Source organism: Phaeobacter sp. A36a-5a, from assembly GCF_037911135.1.
GTDB classification, from domain to species: Bacteria; Pseudomonadota; Alphaproteobacteria; order Rhodobacterales; family Rhodobacteraceae; genus Phaeobacter; species Phaeobacter bryozoorum.
In genome coordinates this window covers 1017975-1034729 of record NZ_JBBLYU010000001.1, presented here as the reverse complement: position 1 = coordinate 1034729, position 16755 = coordinate 1017975, and the positions used below count along the sequence as shown (strand labels likewise).

Annotated in this window: 18 protein-coding genes; 5 read left to right on the top strand and 13 right to left on the bottom strand. The window is 62.3% G+C overall.

Annotated features, from left to right (window positions below; genetic code table 11):
• Positions 1–47: 47 nt before the first annotated feature.
• A complete protein-coding gene (locus WLQ66_RS04855) occupies positions 48–521 on the bottom strand; it encodes an Lrp/AsnC family transcriptional regulator (RefSeq protein WP_340545244.1) in 474 nt (157 codons plus the stop codon).
• A gap of 136 nt (positions 522–657) precedes the next feature.
• Between WLQ66_RS04855 and putA the strand changes: the two genes are divergently transcribed.
• The 3 genes from putA to WLQ66_RS04840 all read left to right on the top strand — a co-directional run bounded on the left by putA (position 658) and on the right by WLQ66_RS04840 (position 5442).
• On the top strand, positions 658–4134 hold the full coding sequence (putA, locus tag WLQ66_RS04850) for a bifunctional proline dehydrogenase/L-glutamate gamma-semialdehyde dehydrogenase PutA (RefSeq protein ID WP_340545243.1): 3477 nt from the start codon (positions 658–660) through the stop codon (positions 4132–4134).
• A 77-nt stretch (positions 4135–4211) separates the two neighbouring features.
• Positions 4212–4988: a rhomboid family intramembrane serine protease gene (locus WLQ66_RS04845; RefSeq protein WP_340545242.1), complete on the top strand. Its 777-nt coding sequence runs from the start codon at positions 4212–4214 to the stop codon at positions 4986–4988.
• 40 nt (positions 4989–5028) lie between these two features.
• Complete coding sequence (locus WLQ66_RS04840; RefSeq protein ID WP_340545241.1) at positions 5029–5442, top strand: GFA family protein; 414 nt, start codon at positions 5029–5031, stop codon at positions 5440–5442.
• A gap of 90 nt (positions 5443–5532) precedes the next feature.
• Here the strand turns inward: WLQ66_RS04840 and WLQ66_RS04835 are convergent, their stop codons facing one another.
• The gene (locus WLQ66_RS04835) at positions 5533–6318 is read right to left on the bottom strand and encodes an inositol monophosphatase family protein (RefSeq protein WP_340545240.1); all 786 of its coding nucleotides are present in this window, start codon (positions 6316–6318) and stop codon (positions 5533–5535) included.
• 180 nt (positions 6319–6498) lie between these two features.
• Complete coding sequence (locus tag WLQ66_RS04830) at positions 6499–7404, bottom strand: LysR family transcriptional regulator (protein ID WP_260087555.1); 906 nt, start codon at positions 7402–7404, stop codon at positions 6499–6501.
• A 96-nt stretch (positions 7405–7500) separates the two neighbouring features.
• Between WLQ66_RS04830 and metF the strand changes: the two genes are divergently transcribed.
• Positions 7501–8370: a methylenetetrahydrofolate reductase [NAD(P)H] gene (gene metF / locus WLQ66_RS04825; protein WP_260087554.1), complete on the top strand. Its 870-nt coding sequence runs from the start codon at positions 7501–7503 to the stop codon at positions 8368–8370.
• A 99-nt stretch (positions 8371–8469) separates the two neighbouring features.
• A complete protein-coding gene (locus tag WLQ66_RS04820) occupies positions 8470–9027 on the top strand; it encodes a PaaI family thioesterase (RefSeq protein ID WP_374015305.1) in 558 nt (185 codons plus the stop codon).
• Positions 9028–9610: 583 nt separating this feature from the next.
• Here WLQ66_RS04820 and WLQ66_RS04815 read toward each other — a convergent pair.
• The 10 genes from WLQ66_RS04815 to WLQ66_RS04775 all read right to left on the bottom strand — a co-directional run bounded on the left by WLQ66_RS04815 (position 9611) and on the right by WLQ66_RS04775 (position 16721).
• Entirely contained in the window at positions 9611–9946 is a 336-nt protein-coding gene (locus WLQ66_RS04815) for a hypothetical protein (protein ID WP_340545239.1), read from the bottom strand.
• The gene (locus tag WLQ66_RS18840; RefSeq protein ID WP_506546807.1) at positions 9886–10104 is read right to left on the bottom strand and encodes a transposase; all 219 of its coding nucleotides are present in this window, start codon (positions 10102–10104) and stop codon (positions 9886–9888) included. The genes WLQ66_RS04815 and WLQ66_RS18840 overlap by 61 nt, the downstream gene beginning before the upstream one ends.
• Before the next feature lie 9 nt (positions 10105–10113).
• Entirely contained in the window at positions 10114–10275 is a 162-nt protein-coding gene (locus WLQ66_RS18835; protein ID WP_506546808.1) for a hypothetical protein, read from the bottom strand.
• A 474-nt stretch (positions 10276–10749) separates the two neighbouring features.
• A complete protein-coding gene (locus tag WLQ66_RS04805; RefSeq protein WP_340545238.1) occupies positions 10750–11190 on the bottom strand; it encodes a c-type cytochrome in 441 nt (146 codons plus the stop codon).
• A gap of 11 nt (positions 11191–11201) precedes the next feature.
• Positions 11202–12404, bottom strand: coding sequence for a 6TM ABC transporter family protein (locus WLQ66_RS04800; protein ID WP_340545237.1), 1203 nt, complete (start codon positions 12402–12404; stop codon positions 11202–11204).
• A 53-nt stretch (positions 12405–12457) separates the two neighbouring features.
• Complete coding sequence (locus WLQ66_RS04795; protein ID WP_260101378.1) at positions 12458–13156, bottom strand: copper-binding protein; 699 nt, start codon at positions 13154–13156, stop codon at positions 12458–12460.
• A 40-nt stretch (positions 13157–13196) separates the two neighbouring features.
• On the bottom strand, positions 13197–14555 hold the full coding sequence (locus WLQ66_RS04790) for a multicopper oxidase family protein (protein ID WP_340545236.1): 1359 nt from the start codon (positions 14553–14555) through the stop codon (positions 13197–13199).
• A 14-nt stretch (positions 14556–14569) separates the two neighbouring features.
• Positions 14570–16030 carry a TolC family protein gene (locus WLQ66_RS04785; RefSeq protein WP_340545235.1) on the bottom strand — a complete coding sequence of 487 codons (1461 nt, stop codon included), beginning with the start codon at positions 16028–16030 and terminating at the stop codon, positions 14570–14572.
• Positions 16030–16254, bottom strand: coding sequence for a hypothetical protein (locus tag WLQ66_RS04780; protein ID WP_260084249.1), 225 nt, complete (start codon positions 16252–16254; stop codon positions 16030–16032). Before WLQ66_RS04780 ends, WLQ66_RS04785 begins: the two co-directional genes overlap by 1 nt.
• A gap of 83 nt (positions 16255–16337) precedes the next feature.
• The gene (locus WLQ66_RS04775; protein WP_340545234.1) at positions 16338–16721 is read right to left on the bottom strand and encodes a hypothetical protein; all 384 of its coding nucleotides are present in this window, start codon (positions 16719–16721) and stop codon (positions 16338–16340) included.
• Positions 16722–16755: the final 34 nt, after the last annotated feature.

Genomic DNA, 16755 nt, shown 5'->3' with positions numbered 1-16755 from the left:
CCCACCGGACAAGTCACGATTTCGCGCGCATCCGCCCGACATGCCAATCACGGCAGCACCGCGCTATCCTCGATCACTGCCTGCATCGCCACATAGGTTGAGGTCGACGCCACATGCGGCAGCGCCGATATCTTCTCGCCCAGCACGGCGCGATAGGCCGACATGGATCGCGTCCGAACTTTCAGCAGATAGTCAAAATGCGAGGCCATCAGATGGGCCTGTTCGATCTCGGGCACCCGCGCCAGCGCCGCATTGAATTTCGCCAGCGCCTCCTCTCGGGTATCGGTCAGCTTCACCTCGACAAAGGCGACGTGATCCAGGCCCAGCCGGATCGGATCGATCAGCGCCCGATAGCCTGTAATGAAGCCCTCGGTCTCCAACCGCCGCAGCCGCGCCTGTGTCGGCGTTTTGGACAGGCCGATCCGCCGCGCCAGATCCGCGATGGACATGCGGCCATCCTCTCCAAGCGCCTCCAGAATCGCCTGATCGAACCGATCCATGCCCGGAAAGTCTATTTGCATTGTCCTAAGGTCCTTTTTTGGGCGTTATGCCTATTGATTGCACAACATAGGGCGATTGTCCCAGCAATTTCGCGATATCATATGCGGATAGACCAACCACGGCACGACCTGTGGTTCCTTCGGAGAGTTCCCTAAAATGACAGCGACCCAATCCCGGCCCACGCCCCCCCTGTCCTCCGCGCAGACTGCGGACCACGCGGAGGCGCTACGCTACCGCATCGACGCGGGCACCTATGTTGATCAGGCTCAGATGCGCGACCGGCTGTTTGCGTTGGCCGATCTTAGCGCTGCGGACCGTCGCACCATCTGCGCCAATGCCGCCGCCCTGGTGCGCGACATCCGGGGCCATTCCTCGCCCGGCCTGATGGAAGTCTTTCTGGCCGAATACGGTCTTTCCACCGACGAGGGCGTTGCCCTGATGTGCCTGGCCGAGGCGCTCTTGCGGGTGCCCGACGCCGACACCATCGACGCGCTGATCGAGGATAAGATCGCGCCGTCGGAATGGGGCAAGCATCTGGGCAAATCCACCTCCTCTCTGGTCAATGCGTCCACCTGGGCCCTCATGCTGACCGGCAAGGTGCTCGACGAAAAGCGCAGCCCGGTCTCGGCGCTGCGCGGCGCCATCAAACGTCTGGGCGAACCGGTGATCCGCACCGCCGTCAGCCGCGCGATGAAGGAAATGGGCCGCCAGTTCGTGCTGGGCGAGACCATTGAAGGGGCCATGAAACGCGCCGCCGGGATGGAAGCCAAAGGCTACACCTATTCCTACGACATGCTGGGAGAGGCCGCCCGCACCGAAGCGGATGCCGCCCGCTATCACCTGGCCTATTCCCGCGCGATTTCGGCCATCGCCGCCGCCTGCGACAGCGAGGATATCCGCCAGAATCCCGGTATCTCGGTCAAACTCTCGGCGCTGCATCCGCGCTACGAACTGGCGCAGGAAACCCGCGTCATGGAGGAACTGGTGCCGCGCCTGCAGGCGCTGGCGCTGCTGGCCAAGGCCGCCGGCATGGGGCTCAACGTTGATGCCGAAGAAGCCGACCGCTTGTCCCTGTCGCTTGAGGTGATCGAAGAGGTGATCTCCGATCCCGCGCTTGCTGGCTGGGATGGGTTTGGTGTGGTGGTGCAGGCCTATGGACCGCGCACCGGAGTGGCGCTGGATGCCCTCTATGATATGGCCAACCGCTATGACCGCCGCCTGATGGTCCGCCTTGTCAAAGGCGCCTATTGGGACACCGAGGTAAAGCGCGCCCAGGTCGAGGGCGTCGATGGGTTCCCCGTCTACACCCATAAATCGCTGACTGATGTGTCCTACATCGCCAACGCCCGCAAACTGTTGTCGATGACTGACCGGATCTACCCGCAGTTTGCCACCCATAACGCCCATACCGTCGCAGCCATTCTGCATATGGCCAAGGACACCGACAAAGGCGCCTATGAGTTTCAGCGCCTGCATGGTATGGGCGAGACCCTGCATCAGATGGTGCTGGAACAGAACCGCACCCACTGCCGGATCTATGCGCCGGTAGGCGCCCATCGCGACCTGCTGGCCTATCTGGTCCGCCGTCTGCTGGAGAATGGCGCCAACAGCTCCTTTGTGAACCAGATCGTTGATGAAAATGTGCCTCCCGAAGTGGTCGCCGCCGATCCCTTCGATCAGGTCGAGGATCTGACTGCGAACCTGCGCAGCGGACCGGAGCTGTTCCAGCCGGAGCGGCCGAACTCCTCCGGGTTCGATCTGGGCCACGCCCCCACCCTTGCGGCGATCGACGCCGCCCGCGCGCCTTGGAAGAGCCACAGCTGGACCGCAACCCCCCTGCTGGCCAAGGCGCCCGCGAGCCCCAGCACCACCGAAGACGCAGTACGCAACCCGGCTGATCTCACCACGGTAGGCCAGGTGCACAGCGCCGGTCAGGCCGAAATCGAGGCGGCCCTCGGCGCCGCAGCCCCGTGGCAAGCCAGCGCCGACATCCGCGCCGAAGTGCTGAACCGGGCCGCCGACCTCTACGAGGCAAATTATGGCGAACTGTTTGCGCTGCTGACGCGCGAAGCGGGCAAGACGCTGCCCGACTGTGTGGCCGAGCTGCGCGAAGCGGTGGATTTCCTGCGCTACTACGCCGCCCGCATTCCAGCAGAGCCGCCGGTCGGCGTGTTCACCTGCATCTCGCCCTGGAACTTCCCGCTGGCGATTTTCTCCGGCCAGATTGCAGCCGCCCTGGCAACCGGCAATGCAGTGCTCGCGAAACCGGCCGAGCAGACCCCGCTGATCGCCCATCGCGCCATCGCGCTGCTGCATGAGGCAGGCGTCCCGAAAGAGGCGTTGCAGCTGCTGCCCGGCGGCGGCGCTGTTGGCGGCGCGCTGACCTCAGATCCGCGCGTCGGCGGCGTCGCTTTCACCGGCTCCACTGCAACCGCACTGAAAATCCGCGCTGCCATGGCCGAGCACCTGCGTCCCGGCGCGCCTCTGATTGCCGAGACCGGTGGTCTCAACGCGATGATCGTGGACAGCACCGCGCTGCCGGAACAGGCCGTTCAGGCCGTCATCGAAAGCGCCTTTCAGTCGGCAGGTCAGCGCTGCTCGGCCCTGCGTTGCCTCTACCTCCAGGAAGATATCGCCGATAACGTGTTGAAAATGCTCAAAGGCGCGATGGATGCCCTGCGGCTTGGCGATCCCTGGCACCTGGCAACCGACAGCGGACCAGTGATCGACGAGGCCGCCCGCGCCGGTATTCTCGCCCATATCGACACCGCCCGCGCCGAGGGCCGGGTGCTGAAGGAACTGACCGCACCGCAGGGCGGCACCTTCGTGGCGCCAACCCTGATCGAAGTCTCCGGCATCAGCGCGCTGGAACAGGAGATCTTTGGCCCGGTCCTGCATGTCGCCCGCTTCAGATCGCAGGATCTCGACCGGATCATCAACGATATAAATGCCACCGGCTATGGGCTGACCTTTGGCCTGCACACGCGGATCGACGACCGGGTGCAATATGTCTGCGACCGTATTCACGCAGGCAACCTCTATGTGAACCGCAACCAGATCGGTGCCATCGTCGGCAGCCAGCCCTTTGGAGGCGAAGGCCTGTCCGGCACCGGTCCCAAGGCCGGCGGCCCCTTCTACATGACGCGTTTCTGTGCGCCTGACCGTCAGCAGAGCACCGACAGCTGGCCCGCCGATACCGCAGCGATGGTGTCCCTGCCAGCACCGACAGGTCAGCCAATGCAGCAGACCACCACCAGCCTGCCCGGCCCGACCGGCGAATCGAACCGCCTGTCGCAGCAGGCCCGCCCACCGCTGCTCTGCCTGGGACCGGGACCACAGGCCGTGGCGGCCCAGGCCCGCGCCGTTCACGCGCTCGGCGGCACCGCGATCGAAGCGACCGGCCCCTGCGATATGCCCCTGCTTCTGACCGCAGAGGGAATCTCCGGGGTGATCTGGTGGGGTGATGAGGCAACCGCGCGCGAGATTGAGACTGGGCTGGCGCGACGCAACGGGCCAATCCTGCCGCTGATCCCCGGCCTGCCGGATGTGGCACGGGTACAGGCCGAACGGCATGTCTGCGTCGACACCACCGCCGCAGGCGGCAACGCAGCCCTGCTTGGCGGCATGTCCTGACCGCGAGCGTCAGGCCAATGCGCACAATATCCGGCTAAACTCTTGACGCTGGGCCATATCCGGCCCAGCGTTCCCCCATGTTTCCAATCCGTGACCACAACCCTTCCGGGCGCACGCCCTATGTGACCTATGCGCTCATGGTTGCGAATATCGCGATCTTTGCGCTGACCTACTTTGGCTATGACAGCCCGCGCCGCCTGACCGCGCTCTACAACGCCTATGCGTTGCTGCCCGCGGAGATCATGGCAGGCTATGACTGGAAAACCCTGCTCACCTCGACCTTTCTGCATGGCAGCTGGATGCACCTAGGCGGCAACATGCTGTTTTTATGGATCTTTGGCGACAATATGGAGGACGAGATGGGGCATTTCACCTTTCTCGCCTTCTACCTTGTTTCCGGTATCGGCGCCGGGCTGGTCCATGTCGCAAGTGCCCCGGACTCGCTGGTGCCGCTGGTCGGGGCCTCCGGCGCCATTGCCGGTGTCATGGGCGGCTACCTGCTGCTGTTCCCACGGGCGCGCGTCGATATCCTGTTGATCCTGATCATCTATTTCCGCGTCTTCTCGATCCCTGCCTTCGTCATGCTGGGCGTCTGGCTGGGCATGCAGTTCCTCGGCGGGATCGGCTCTGACCCTCAGGCAGGCGGCGTCGCCTATTGGGCGCATGCCGGCGGTTTCGGCGTCGGGCTGGTATTGACACTACCGCTCTGGCTCAGGCGCGGCGGGCCGGTGTACTGGGGCAAGACCCACGGCCATCCACCTCATCCCGAGGTCAGCTATACCGACAGCCGCATCCCACGCGTGCAGCGCAGGCCATCCGCCCCCAACCGGCGCAACACCCCCTGGGGCAAGTAGCAGTCCAGATATCGCAATCTCAAACAAAGGGCCGCAGCAGATGTCCGCATCCACCTCCGCCACGCCGCAGGACGGCGCCCAGCCCTGGCAGGCAAGCTGTCATTGCGGCGCCGTTGTAATCAGAGCCGAGCTGCCTGACGGGCTCGCCTCAGCCAGCCGTTGCAATTGCTCCTTCTGCATCCGTCGCGGGGCCGCGGCAGTGACCGCGCGCACCGCCAGCCTGACCATTCTCAAAGGCGCCGAAAATCTCAGCCTCTACACCTGGGGCAGCCATACGGCGAAACACTATTTCTGCAAGACATGCGGCATCTACGTCTATCACCAGCGCCGTTCCGATCCGGCAGAATGCGGGATCAATCTGGGCTGTATTGACGGTGGCAACCCGCGCACCCACGCCGAAACCTATGGTGACATTCCTTGGCACGACGGGGTGAATCACCCCTCTGACCGCTAGGCAGACGCCGCGGATCAGCCGCAAAACAAAAACGCGACCCGAGGGGCCGCGTTTCAATACGTCAAATCCAGCGAAAAAACCGGGGCGGCATCAGCCTCGGATCACCTTGGCAAAGCTGTCGTAAATCGACTCATTGGCGCAGAGCACATCGCCGGAGGTAAGGATATCATCCTCGGGGTTCACCGCTTCGATAAGGCCGCCTGCCTCCTGCACGATGATCACACCCGCAGCCAGATCCCAGGCATTCAGGCGGCGCTCCCAGTAGCCCTCGTAGCGGCCCGCCGCCACATAGGCCAGATCCAGCGCAGCCGCGCCCCAGCGACGCACACCGGCGCAGGCAGGCATCAGACGCGCCAGATCCTGCAGGGTCGCAGGCAGGTCGGAACGACCGGCAAACGGCAGCCCCGTCGCAAAGATCGACTCGATCATGCGATGACGGCCCGAGACCCGGATCCGGGTGTCATTCATCCAGGCGCCAGCACCTTTTTCGGCAAAGAACATCTCGTCCTTGGCGGCATCATACACAACACCGGCGACAACCTTGCCCTTATGCTCCAGCGCGATGGAAATCGCCCAATGCGGCAGACCGTGCAGGAAGTTGGTGGTGCCATCCAGCGGGTCAACGATCCAGCGGCGGGTCGGATCTGCGCCTTCTTCTTCGCCACCCTCTTCGGCCAGCCAGCCGTAAGTGGGGCGGGCGCCCATCAGCTCTTCTTTCAGGATCTTCTCGGCAGCGATATCGGCCTTGGAGACAAAATCGCCTGCCCCCTTTCTCGACACCTGAAGGTTTTCAACTTCGCGAAAATCCTTGACCAGCGACCGCCCCGCCTTGCGGGCAGCTTTGATCATGATGTTGAGGTTTGCGCTGCCAATCATGCGAAAGACTCCTGAGCGAAAAGGGGGAGATGTCGGTCAAACCGTGCCTATACGCGCCTGATTGCCGCTTGCCAAGGCCCAATAGGGGCCTGAACGCACCAGTACGACACATGAGAGCTATGCCTCTGGCGCATGGGTATGCCCTGCTCTGCCCCCTGCGCCACCGCCAGTGTTCGCGCACTACTGCTGTTGCAGCCTGCGCGCCTCCACCTTGGCCAGTCGGATCAGCTCCTGCATATAGGGTTTTTCACGATCTTCACTGCGGATCGCCGCATAAAGCCTGCGGGTGATCCCTTTGGAAGTCAGCGGCCGGGTCACATAGTCGGAGGAATATTTGACCTCCCGCACCACCCAGTCCGGCAGCACCGAAACACCCCGGTTCGACGCCACCAAGAGCAGGATCACCGCCGTCAGCTCCACCTGCCGGATGCCGGCAGGTTCCACGCCCGCAGGCGTCAGCAGCTGACTGAAGATATCCAGCCGTGCCTTGTCCACCGGATAGGTGATCAGGGTCTCGCCGCGAAAATCCTCGGCCTCGACATAGGGTTTCTCAGCCAGCGGATGCAGCGCCGAGGCTACAAAAACCGGTTTATAGTCAAACAACTCGATAAACTCGATTCCCGGCAGCACCTCGGGATCCGAGGACACCACCAGATCGACCTCCTCCTTTTGCAATGCAGGCAGCGCGTCAAAGGCAAGGCCGGGGCGAATATCGACATCGACATCGGCCCAGTTCTTGCGCAGTCCCTCCAGCACCGGGAACAGCCATTCAAAACATGCGTGGCACTCGATGGCGATATACATCCGCCCGGTGTTTCCGTCACGCAGGGCCGAGAATTCCGCCTGCATCGCCTCCACCTGTGGCAGCACCTGATCCGCCAGCCGCAGCAGCCGCAGCCCCGCCGCCGACAGTTTCATCGGCTTGGAGCGGCGCAGGAACAGTTCGACCCCCGCCTGATCCTCCAGCCCCTTGATCTGATGGCTCAGCGCGCTCTGAGTGATATTCAGCTGATCGGCCGCCCGCGCCAACCCGCCTTCCTGATGTATGGCCTTGATGGTGCGCAGGTGACGAAATTCGATGTGCATCTATCGTGTCGCTCATGTTGTTCTTGAGTATTATGAAATTGTTTCACAATAGACGCTATGCAACAAGAGATGAAATCATGCGGAGCGCTTTTGAAAATGACGACCCCTGACATCTCTTTTGAATTCTTCCCGCCGCAGTCGCTGGAGGCCTCTTTCCGGCTCTGGGATACGGTTCAGACACTGGCGCCGCTGGCGCCCCGCTTTGTCTCCGTCACCTATGGGGCCGGCGGCACCACCCGCGACCTGACCCGCGATGCGGTGGCAACGCTGCATAAATCCTCCGGTCTCAATGTGGCGGCGCATCTGACCTGCGTGAACGCCAGCAAATCCGAGACCATGGAGATTGCCGACCAGTTTGCCGAGGCCGGCGTGCGCGAAATCGTTGCCCTGCGTGGCGATCCGCCAAAAGGCTCCGCCGGGTTTGAACCCCACCCCGAGGGTTTTGCCAATTCGGTCGAGCTGATCTCGGCGCTGGCAGAGCGCGATCAGTTCTCGATCCGCGTCGGCGCCTATCCCGACCGCCACCCGGAGGCCACTAGCGCGCGTGCGGATGTCGACTGGCTGAAGCGCAAACTGGACGCTGGCGCCGATGAGGCGCTGACCCAGTTCTTCTTTGAAGCCGATACATTCCTGCGCTTTCGCGATGACTGCGCCAAGGCCGGGATCGACACCAGCCGCATCACGCCCGGTATCCTGCCCATCGAAAACTGGAAGGGCGCGCGCAATTTTGCCAAACGCTGTGGCACCAATATTCCGGCCTGGATCGACGATGCGTTTGACAAGGCGATCCGCGATGGGCGCGAGGACCTGCTTGCCACGGCGCTGTGCACCGAGCTCTGCTCCGATCTGATGGACAACGGCGTTGACAAGCTGCATTTCTACACGCTGAACCGGCCCGAGCTGACCCGCGATGTCTGCTTTGCGCTTGGCATCACACCAACGGTCTCGCTGGAGAACGTGGCGTAGCGCTTGTCCTGCCGCCGCTGTCCTCCTAGCCTTTGATCTGGTCGCCCCTGCCGCTGTCGGCGGGGGCATCGTCTTCGCCGACCGGATCAGGATTTCTGCATGACCTCACCCATAAGTTCGCCCGAAACGTCGGCCAAGACGTCCTCCACCACCGCCGCAGCCGCTTCCCCTCTGCGCCGCGCGACCGGCCCGGACGACCTGCTGCGCCCCGAGGACATCACCGGCATGTCCGGGCTGGACTTCATGCAGGGCATTCTCGCAGGTCGCCTGCCCGGTCCGCCCATTGGCGAGAGACTGGGCTACCACCTGCACAGCGTCGAGGCAGGCAAAGTCGTGTTTCGCGGCACCCCGGAATTTGCTGTGACCAATCCAATGGGCACGGTCCACGGCGGCTGGTACGGCACCCTGCTGGACAGCGCCATGGCCTGCGCAGTGATGACCCGCGTGCCGAAGGGAGCAGCCTATACCACGCTGGAATTCAAGGTAAATATCCTGCGTTCCATCCCACTCGGCACTGAAATCGAATGTATCGGGATGACCGACCATGTCGGGCGCTCGACCGGTGTCGCCCATGGTGAGTTGCGCGGGCTTGCGGATGGCCGCCTCTATGCCACCGGCTCCACCACCTGCATCGTGATGCAGATCACCGCCGGCTAAGCGCCGAAGCGCTTCCCCTCCGGTTCAGGCGCTGCTTGGAGTTCGGAAACTCCCCCAAAGATCGCTCCCAGAGGGAGCGCGCCGGGCTCTTATGGCCAACGCTAAAAAATTAAGCCAGAGCAGCTTTTCCCGCGTCTGGTGCGATGGGAACGACAGCGTTCGTTGATGGGCGACGCAGCGAAAGCGGGCATTGAGACCAGACCAGCGGATGCTGGGCCTAGGCTCTGTGACAGAGCTTCGCAGCAAAGCGCCCCTTGCAACTCGGCTGCTTGACGCAACCAGCCGAGGGTTTCTGCTGCGGTGCGGCCCGCAGTTCCTGCCGTTCGCTGCGCCTGCGAGGCTATAGAGCCGGTGAGCTGACACAATGCGGACAAACCCGCCTTTTGTCCGTGCGGCCAGTGCTCATGCAGACAACCGTTGCGCTTGCGACGTGGCGTTTGCGACGGTGCAGCGGATTATCTCAAAGCAGCCGCTCACACATTGCTCAGGTTGTCAGCTGATTGGTGTCCGGATCACGAACGAGTAGGGCCAGATTTTAAGGAAGGCGTTCGGAGCTGAGCGACCCGAACTCTGTTTCTGATGATCAGGCTTGATCAGACTTTTTAAGTTGTAAGAAACTCATCGCCGCAAGAAATACAAAGAAGGCGGAGTCCGACCAGCCAAACCCGGTAAAGACACCAATCATGGCGGCATATAGCGTTACGATAAACCCAAGCGCATTGGTTGCCATCATCCCGGTCAGCAGCCTCCGGAGGGTTGTCCCATCGGTCACATCCCGAAGCAGGAATCCGAGAATAGCAATCCCTCCAAAGAAAATGCTGTTGTGCTGGGACAGGAACCAAGCATAGCGGTCAGGACTCATAGCCAGTAAGTGACAGTTGCAGCCAAAGCGATTGCTGAGAGGAAGACCTTGGGGCAACGGTGATAGCGGGTTGCGATACGTCGCCAGCCCTTGAGCCTGCCGAACATGATCTCGATCCGGTTGCGGCGTTTGTAGCGCCGCTTGTCGTACTTGACGGGCTTTTTGCGCTGTTTTCGGCCTGGGATACATGCGCGTATCCCTTTGTCTTTCAACACATCTCTGAATCAATCAGCGTTATATCCGCGGTCCCCAAGCAGCCGGACGGCATCAGACAGGCTGCTCAGCGTTGCCCGTGCGCCAATGTAGTCGCTGACCTGACCGGCCGTGACGAACAGGTTGAGCGGTCGGCCCTGGCTATCGCGGATGGCATGCAGCTTGGTGTTCATGCCGCCCTTTGTCCGGCCAATCAGACGTCGCCGCCCCCCTTTTTGACGCCCATGCTGGTCGCTGTCCGGTGGGCCTTCAGATACGTCGCGTCCACTGCCCGGCAGTTGATTACGCAGCAATCAATGAGAGGGGATCATCACGGTCTTCTGTTCGCCATCCTCGGCGGCCAGGCCGACCATCATCCGAGCGAAAATGCCCTTGTCGCTCCACCGCTTCCAACGGTTTTAGAGGGTGTTCTGCGGGCCATATGCAATAGGCGCATCGCGCCATCGTAAGCCACTGCGATTAATGAAGATAATCCCACTCAGCACCCGCCCGTCATCAACGCGTGGTTCGCCGTGGGACTTCGGAAAATAAGGCTCACGGCGCGCCACCTGCGCGTCCCTCAGCCAGAAAAGATCAGACATGTTCACCGCTCATTCTCGAACCGAGAGCCATCCAGCCAAGCGGAAATCAATGGGGCCTGACCCTAGTTAGCGGATACCATTTGCTTCCTGCAGTTCCCGCACATAGCGGATGATGCCACTGACGTCGCCATCAGTAAGCCCCTGCTGCGGCGGCATGCTGCCAAAATCCCAGTGGTGTGCCCGCACTCCGTTGCGGACGGCGAGCAGGAAGGCAGCGTCACCATGGTGAGATGGTTCATAGATGTTATGAACCAGCGGCGGCCCAATCCCGTTTCGTCCTGCGGCATTCGTACCATGGCACTCGGCGCAGACCGCATCAAAGGCGCGTTTGCCGATTGCTGCAGTCTGGCTCAAGTCGTGCGGCAGCTGAACGTCCGTAAGGGGGGCACCGTATTCCAAAACGGAACCCTGCAGGGCCGCATCGTTTCCGCCAGCGCTGCGAAGTACGAAATAGGTCGCTCCCGCTGCACAGGTCGCAGCAACAATGATCGTGGTGATTTTGTTCATGAGAAGTTCTTTCATCTTTGGAAGTCAGGCGCTGGTCTCAGTATCCCGCCGGAAAGCGCCGCGAAGGCGCGAATTTCCTGGTAGCGGATCCGCACATCCTCGCTTTGCTGGTAGAAACGGAACAGATCCTTCAGCGGTGAGGAAAACTCCTTGTGTGCCGATAGCATCGCCACAAGCGCACCCAGCGAGACGCGCTCCTGCAAAACAAAATAGCCGCCCAGGGAATAGAACAGGAACGGGGTCAAGGCTGTCAGGAAGTTGTTGATGGCCTTGGCAAGGAATTTCAGCCGGTGGATCTGCAGTCGCAGATCCTGCAGTTGGCGGAAGCTCTGCGCAACCGGCAGAACGCCGGAGCCCAACTCCCGCAGTTGCAAGTCCAGATGGCCACCAAGCAGGCGCATCTCGCGGATACGTTTGCGGGATACCGCATTTACCCGCCGCTGCAGTCGCGGCACGATGATCAGTTGCAAAGGGAGCACAGTGAGCGCAGCAGCCGCGAGGATCGGATCCTGCACGAACATGAACAGAAGGATTGTCGCGAGGGTTCCGCCTTGAAGCAGCGGGACTGCCAGCAGTTCGGAGGCAAAGCCGCCGACAGGCTCAACCTCGGGACCAAGTACTGGCATGATGGCAGCCTGGCGCTGCGCGGGGTGCTTTCGTCGCCACTGGCGGTAGACTGCAAGGCGGAGCCGGCGCACGAAGCTCTCGGCGACCCGACCCTTGCAGATGTTCAGCCAGTATTTATTGAGGCCGTTGAGCGATATAACCGCCAGATAGGCGCCGCAGAGCACAAACAGCAGCGAGATTTGCGGGAGGTCATATCCCAGGACCGCAGCCGTCCCGTCTTGGCTTTCAAAAACACGGTTCACGATCTGCTTGGGCAGTTCAAGTGTCAGGTAGAGGGTGGGCATGGCGGTCAGGCTCAGCACAACCAGGACTGCCTGCTGCCGTCCGGTGGCGGTCAGGATATGGCGCGGAAGACTGGCCCGAATTCCGGCTGCTTGCCCCGGTATCGCTTCATCAGGTGACACGACGGTCCGAAGATGCCTGCGCAGCAGCAAGGCCGCCTGAACCGCCAAGGTTGCTGCCAGCAGTGCCGGGGCGAGAACCAGCACCAGATGCATCACCGGATGCAGCCAGGCCGGCGCGCTGCTGTCATAGCTGAAGCCAAGTGCCGCCGCTGCATCATGCGCTAGACTGTGAAATTTGGGCATCGCATTCTCTGCTGGAAAACACGGGAAGCGGGATGGCCCGCCTCCCGCCTAACTTAGTTCAGGGCCGTCACGGTAAGCTTGCCTTGGATCCGCTCGGCAACGAACTCGATGGCATCGCCAACCTCGAGCTGGTCCAGCATCGCGTGATCCGCTACCCGAAACACCATGGTCATCGCGGGCATCTCCAGGTTCACCAGTTCCTCATGGATGATGGTAACCTTGCCAGATTTGGTATCGAGCTTTTTTACCGTGCCCTTGGTGAAGCTACCTGCGCTATCAGCCAGCACGGCAACCGGCCCGTGCATGCCCGATTCATAATGACCAGGGATCAGGCATGCGAACTCGAATGTGCCTGCATTGGAGAAGGTCCAGATGACCTCTCCGCTTGCACCCGGATCTAGGCGCACCGAGTTCGGATCATCATGTTCCATCTCCATTTCGGCCATCATCGCCTTGTGCCGAACATTACGCTCTGCCGTATCCAGCACAAACTCATGCTCCAGCTCACCGGCGTTGGTAATCACAAATTTCACCGTCTCATTCTTAACAAAAGAAAAGCTGGAAGGCTCAAACAGCATCTCCCCGTCATCGGTTTCCATCATGGTGACGGCGACCTCGCGGTCCGTGCGGGACAGGTCGCCGGGCTTACCAACTTCCATACCGCCATCATGGCCGCCGCCGTGTGTTCCATCGGCAAAGACCGGGGCTGCGGGAAGTAGGCAAAGAAGGGCGGTGTAAAGAGCTTTGTTCATGTTTGTTTCCTTATTAGGTTTGGTTGAGGTCAAGGGCTGGTCAGCCCTTGACGGGTGGTTTGGGGGTAATGCGCGTCTGCGCGTCTTCGACGCGGGCAGTCTCCGGGAGCTGTCCGGTCCACTCATAGGCCTGGGTGCCGGGCGGGTTCTCGTACCAGCCGGGATCGCTGTAGTCGTCTGCGCCGATGCCCTCGCGCACCTTCACGACCGAGAACATGCCGCCCATTTCCAGCGGCCCGTAAGGGCCCCAGCCGGCCATCATCGGCACGGTGTTGTCGGGGAGCGGCATCGACATCTCGCCCATATCCGCCATGCCTGAGGTGCCCATCGGCATGTATTCTGGCTGCAGCTTGCGGATCTGACCGGTCAGCTTGCGCTTGTCGGCCCCGATGAAGGTCGGAATGTCGTGGCCCATGGCGTTCATCGTGTGGTGGGACTTGTGGCAGTGGATCGCCCAGTCGCCAGGATGCACGGCGTCGAACTCATAGGCACGCATGGCGCCGACGGGAATGTCGATCGACACCTCCGGCCAGCGGGCGCTTTGCGGAACCCAGCCGCCGTCAGTACAAGTGACCTCAAAGTCGTAGCCGTGCATGTGGATCGGATGGTTGGTCATGGTCAGGTTGCCGGTCCTGACCCGCACCCGGTCGCCCTGATTGACCACCAGCGGGTCGATGTCCGGGAAGATCCGGCTGTTCCAGCACCACAGGTTGAAGTCTGTCATCTCCATCACCCGCGGCACATAAGAGCCGGGGTCGATGTCGAAGGCGTTCAGCATGATCAGGAAATCACGGTCGACGGGCATGAAGGCGGGGTCCTTGGGATGCACGATGAACATCCCCATCATGCCCATCGCCATCTGCACCATCTCATCCCCGTGCGGGTGGTACATGAAGGTGCCGGATTTGATCAGGTCGAACTCATACACAAAGGTCTTGCCGGGCGGGATGCCGGGATGGCTGAGGCCGGCAACCCCGTCCATACCGGAAGGCAGGATCAGCCCGTGCCAATGTACCGTGGTATGCTCCGGCAGCTTGTTGGTGACGAAGATCCGCACCCGGTCGCCCTCCACCGCCTCGATGGTGGGACCGGTGGACTGGCCGTTGTAACCCCACAGATGGGCGGTCATGCCGTCGGCCAGCTCGCGCTCGACCGGCTCGGCCACCAGGTGGAATTCCTTCACCCCGTTGTTCATCCGGAACGGCAGCGTCCAGCCGTTCAGGGTGACCACAGGGTTGTAGTCCGGCCCGGTGGTAGGGGCCAGCGGCGGCTGGGTCGCCGCGCTGTTCATGCTGGCGGCCTCGGGCAGCCCCATGTTCGCGGTCTTGCCCCAGGCCTGGCTGGACACCAGCGCAGCCCCCGCCGCGCCGGCCCCAAGCATTTGACGTCTGTTCATCATGTCATTTGATCCTTTCAATGGCCTTCGCCGCCGCCAGCAGCGATCTCGGCGCTGCCGCCCTGCGGAGCGGACCCCGTGCCGCCGCCATAGATCGCGGCACCTACATTGGCCTGCGCCAGCCAGAAATCGCGCTTGGCGTTGGCCGCTTCCAGCGAGCCCGCCAGCTTTTCGCGCACGTCTGTCAGCAGTTCGAAGGTGCTGGTGATCATGCCGTTGTAACTCAGCAGCCCTTCCTCCTCGATTGTCCGGCGCAGCGGCACCAGCACGTCGCGGTAGTGGCGCGCAATCTCGTAAGAGGAGTGATAGGCCAGCTCTGCGCTGCGGGCTTCTGAGCGGACAGTGACCGCCCGTTCCGCCAGCGCATTGGCCGCCTGCATGTAGGACAGCTCCGCCTTGCGCATCCGCGCCTTGCCGGTGTCGAACACCGGGATGGCGAACTCCAGCTCCAGCTGTGGCAGGGTTTCGGTTTCCGTCTCCCCGTCCTCCCGCTCGCGCTCGGACTCCACCCCGGCAATCAGCTCGAGGTCGGTGACAAGCCGGGTCCGGTCCGTCAGGCCAAAGGCCCGGGCCTGCGCTTCCAGCCCCAGCTTGGCCACCTGCAGGTCCACCCGGTTCTGCAGCGCCGCCTTTTCGATGGCCGGCACTTTGCTCAGCGACTTGGGCAGCGGCGGCAGCGCGTCGGGCACATGGTAATTGGCATCGCTGCCCCACAGCCCCATCAGCCGGGTCAGCTCCTCCTTGGCGAGCTTTGCTTCCAGCTGCGCCCGGGCCACCTGCCCTGCAAGCTCCGCGTTAAAGGCGAACTCCCGCGCTTGGCTCGCCTTGTTCAGCGCGCCGGTCCTACCCAGCTGGCTGGCCAGCTCTGCCCCCGCCGCTGCTGTCTCGCCAGCCTGGCGCAGATAGCTCAGCCGCTCAAAGGCCGCCACGGCATTGATCCAGGCCAGCCGGGTCTGCCCCGCCAATGCCAGCGTATCGTTCACCGCATTCAGCTGCGCCTGCTGAAACTGCGTCTCAGCCACGGCGATGCGCTGCTTGCGGGTCTTCACGTCCAGCAGGTTCACGGCGATGGTGGATTCCAGAGCCCGGTACAGGCCCAGTTCCGGCGCGCCGATCCCCATCAGGCCGATCGAGACCACCGGGTTCTCCGGCGTCATCTGCTGCCAGGCCTCCGCCGCCGACAGCCCGACTGCGGCATAAGACGCCTGCAGGCCTTTATTGTTCAAAAGCGCCGCCTGCACCGCGGTATCGGCAGAGATTGTCTTGCCCTGCACCAACTGCCGGACTTCTTTCGCCAGCGCCTCGTTCTGGGCCTGTGTCCGCGCAAAGGCCGTGCGCTTGCCGATTGCGGCCGCGGTTTGGCTGGCGACCTCCTGAAACCCGGCCTGCGGGCTGGTGTATTTCTCCGGCACCGCCGCCGAACAGGCGGCCAGCACCAGGGGCGACGCCAAAAGAACGCGCCAAGTTTTCGCTGTCATCAGTGGTTCTCCTGCTGCTGCCCGTTGACACCGCGCCAGGACGCAGGGCCGCGGGGCGTGTGGTTTTCAAATCCCCTGAAAGGGGACTGGTAATTCAGGGACCGGTAGGGGCCGGAGGGCGCGGCGGCACGTTGCAAGTCTGCGGTATCGGGCAGCGCCGCCGGTGACTTGGCGCACGCCCCCAGCAGCAGGGCGCCCGCCCCGGCCAGTAAGAGAGATTTCATGTGTTTTTCCTGAGAAATATCTGCGCGGCTCCTGCATGGATGTGCAGGAGTGATTAGCGGCCGTTAAAAACGGTTCAGATGTTTCAGGCTTTCGGAGGACGCAGCAGGGAGTTCAGTTGCTGGGACGGCAGCTGCGAAGCTGCTTGCCGCCAGCGCACTGGGCGCTTGAGGGCGATTTCCGCCGACTCCAGGGAGATCACGCCAACCGCCATACAGGCGCCTAGGCAACAGTTTCCAGTGTCGGCAGCATTTTGCGACGCCTCCTGGGGATCATGCGCCCCGGCCGTGGAAACGTCTTGCGCCGCGGCGATCACGGCAACGTCGCCGTGGTTGCTAGCACTTTGCGCAGTCAGCGTATTGCCGTGGTGCCCCGCGACAGTATGCGCGGCGGATGGCAGCGAAAAACCCAGCACAATGATCACTGCACATGTAGCAGTCACCCTGATCAGCCGAAGAATATGTGCCATAAACGCCATGCCGTTATTTCTTCCGAAAGGACCC